Below are 2,232 nucleotides of genomic sequence, written 5' to 3'. Positions count from 1 at the left end.
TCCAAGCCAGAAGTCACACTCAGGCCAACGGACGCCCTTCGCCATGGTCGCGGCCAGCCCAGACATCGGACTCATTCATCTAGTGGTTCAGCCGCGCTCGGCCAGCAGCCGGGCCGCGATCTCCTCGATCCGCTCCCGCAGCCCCTCCTGGCTCTTGCCGCCGTCGAGCCGCTCGCCGCCGATCACATACGTCGGGGTGCCGGTCACCCCGATCGCCTTGCCCTCGGCCTGGTCCGCGTCGACGATCAGGATGTGCCGGCCGTCGATCAGCGCGGTGTCCATCTCCTCGGCGTCCAGGCCCAGTTCCCGCGCCACGTCGACGAGCAGCAGCTCACCCCGGGCGCCCAGCTGGTCGGTGCGTTCCAGCACGGCTTCGACGTACGGCCAGCCCTGCCCCTGCGCCACGGCTTCCTCGGCGGCCTGCGCCGCCGCGTGGGCGTGCTTGTGGCGCTCCAGCGGGAAGTGCCGCAGCCGGATCTCCAGGGCGTCGCCGAAGCGCTCGCGCAGGGCGCGCACGTCCGTCAGCGCGGTACGGCAGTCGGGGCACTGGAGTTCGCACCACACGTCGAGTACGGGTCGGGCGGGATCGGTGTCGCTCATGAAGGTCAGTCTTCCAGCACCCGCGGACTCCTCCGAACCCGGAGATGACCCTGATCCCGCGCCCCGGCTGTGGCCCTTGCCGCCCGGTGGGGTGCAGGATGGACATATTGACCCATCGGCGGGAGGAACCGATGCTGACCGACACCATCTGCGCCGCGCTGTCCGCGGCCGGTCTGGGCATCGCCGGTCTGACCGCGTACCGCAAGCGCTTCCGGACCGCGGCCCGGATAGCGGCCTACGCGCTGCTGCCGGTGGGCCTGGCGATGACCGGGATCCTGGACTGGCTGACCGATCTGGTCTTCAACCCGACCGTCTGGGCGGGCTTCGGCCTGCTCGGGCTCTCCTGGCTGCTGTTCACGGTGAGCCGGGCGGCCGAGCGCCGGGCGGGCGGCACCCGCAAGGAGCGGCGCGCGGCGGCCGCCGCGGAGCGGGACGGGGCGCTGGCCCCGGGAGCCTCGGAACCCGCGCTGGGACCCGGCCGCGGGGCCACCGGAGCGAAGGCGGCGGGGAAGGGGAAACCGACCGCGGCAAGCAGCTCCGGTACAGAAGATTTCTCAGACATCGAAGCCATTCTCAAAAAGCACGGGATCTGACAAGCTCCCGATCAAAAATCGCTCGTCGGTCGCAGCGGGGGTTCGCGCTGCGCCATGATCTCCGGCGAGATGCTGCAATCACCCGGGGAGCAATCCCCTATCGAAGGACCCCCTGTTCCACCGAGCGACGAGCCGCGCGGCTGCCTGTTCGCCCTCTCCCAGCCGCCGCTGATGCTTTTCCTCGCCTTCATAGGCATGCTGCTCTTCGGCACCGCGCTCCACGACCTCTACCGATGGTGACGCGACCCCGCGGCGCGACCCCCCGCCGCGCGCCCCTGGGCTCAGCCCGCGGCCCGGGTTCAGCCCGCGGCTTCCTTGCGCCGCGCGCGATACGCGGCGACGTGCAGCCGGTTGCCGCAGGTACGGCTGTCGCAGTAGCGCCGGGAGCGGTTGCGCGACAGGTCCACGAAGGCGAACCGGCAGTCCGGGGCCTCACAGCGCCGCAGCCGCTCGTGTTCGCCCGCCACCACGAGGAACGCCAGCGCCATGCCGCCGTCGGCCGCGAGGTGGTCGGCGAGGGACGCTCCCGGGGCGAAGTAGTGCACATGCCAGTCGTAGCCGTCGTGGTCGGTGAGCCGGGGCGTGGTCCCGGCCGCCGCGATCATCGCGTTGAGGAGTTCGGCGGTGTGCCGAGTGCCGTTGCCGGCCGTGGCGAAGACCTCGGTGAACCGGGCCCGTACGGACCGTACGGCGGTCAGGTCGCGCTCACCGAGCGTGCCGATGTCGCTGATGGCGTTGCGCTCGACGAACCGGCGCAGCGCGGCCACGTCCGCGAGGCGATCCTCGCTCTCCTCGCCGGGCGGCGCGGTGTTCACCAGGTCGACGACCGCGTCGAGCGCGCACTGGGTGTCGTGGTTGATCAGCACGATTGGCTCCCTGGCCCGCTGGGTCGGCGGTGGTCCTCGACTGCCCCTCCGATGCGCTCGACTCTAGCGGCGCCGGGCCCGGAACGTGACACGGCCGTGTCCGCTTCGGAGCGTGACATGGGGCGGGCACGGAGCGTGACACGGCGGTGCCGCCGCCGCGGACGGTTCCGCGG

Annotated in this window: 4 protein-coding genes; 2 read left to right on the top strand and 2 right to left on the bottom strand. The window is 71.7% G+C overall.

The window, feature by feature from the left end:
- Positions 1–87: 87 nt before the first annotated feature.
- Positions 88–600, bottom strand: a complete 513-nt coding sequence (locus EEJ42_RS32040; RefSeq protein WP_123105409.1) for a DsbA family protein — start codon at positions 598–600, stop codon at positions 88–90.
- 131 nt (positions 601–731) lie between these two features.
- On the opposite strand from EEJ42_RS32040, the gene EEJ42_RS32035 reads away from it, so the two are divergent.
- Together EEJ42_RS32035 and EEJ42_RS51265 are read left to right on the top strand one after the other, a co-directional pair.
- Positions 732–1,193, top strand: a complete 462-nt coding sequence (locus EEJ42_RS32035) for a hypothetical protein (protein WP_123105407.1) — start codon at positions 732–734, stop codon at positions 1,191–1,193.
- A gap of 69 nt (positions 1,194–1,262) precedes the next feature.
- On the top strand, positions 1,263–1,433 hold the full coding sequence (locus tag EEJ42_RS51265) for a hypothetical protein (RefSeq protein ID WP_167542472.1): 171 nt from the start codon (positions 1,263–1,265) through the stop codon (positions 1,431–1,433).
- 59 nt (positions 1,434–1,492) lie between these two features.
- Here EEJ42_RS51265 and EEJ42_RS32025 read toward each other — a convergent pair whose 3' ends face one another.
- Positions 1,493–2,059, bottom strand: a complete 567-nt coding sequence (locus EEJ42_RS32025; protein ID WP_123105405.1) for a CGNR zinc finger domain-containing protein — start codon at positions 2,057–2,059, stop codon at positions 1,493–1,495.
- Positions 2,060–2,232 lie beyond the last annotated feature (173 nt).

It is taken from the genome of Streptomyces botrytidirepellens (assembly GCF_003721215.1).
Classification (GTDB): Bacteria; Actinomycetota; Actinomycetes; order Streptomycetales; family Streptomycetaceae; genus Streptomyces; species Streptomyces himastatinicus.
This window is presented reverse-complemented; position numbering and strand designations above follow the sequence as displayed.

Coding starts and splice junctions, on each gene's coding strand:
- EEJ42_RS32040 (WP_123105409.1), bottom strand. CDS start 600: ATGAGCGACACCGATCCCGCCCGACCCGTACTCGACGTGTGGTGCGAA.
- EEJ42_RS32035 (WP_123105407.1), top strand. CDS start 732: ATGCTGACCGACACCATCTGCGCCGCGCTGTCCGCGGCCGGTCTGGGC.
- EEJ42_RS51265 (WP_167542472.1), top strand. CDS start 1,263: ATGCTGCAATCACCCGGGGAGCAATCCCCTATCGAAGGACCCCCTGTT.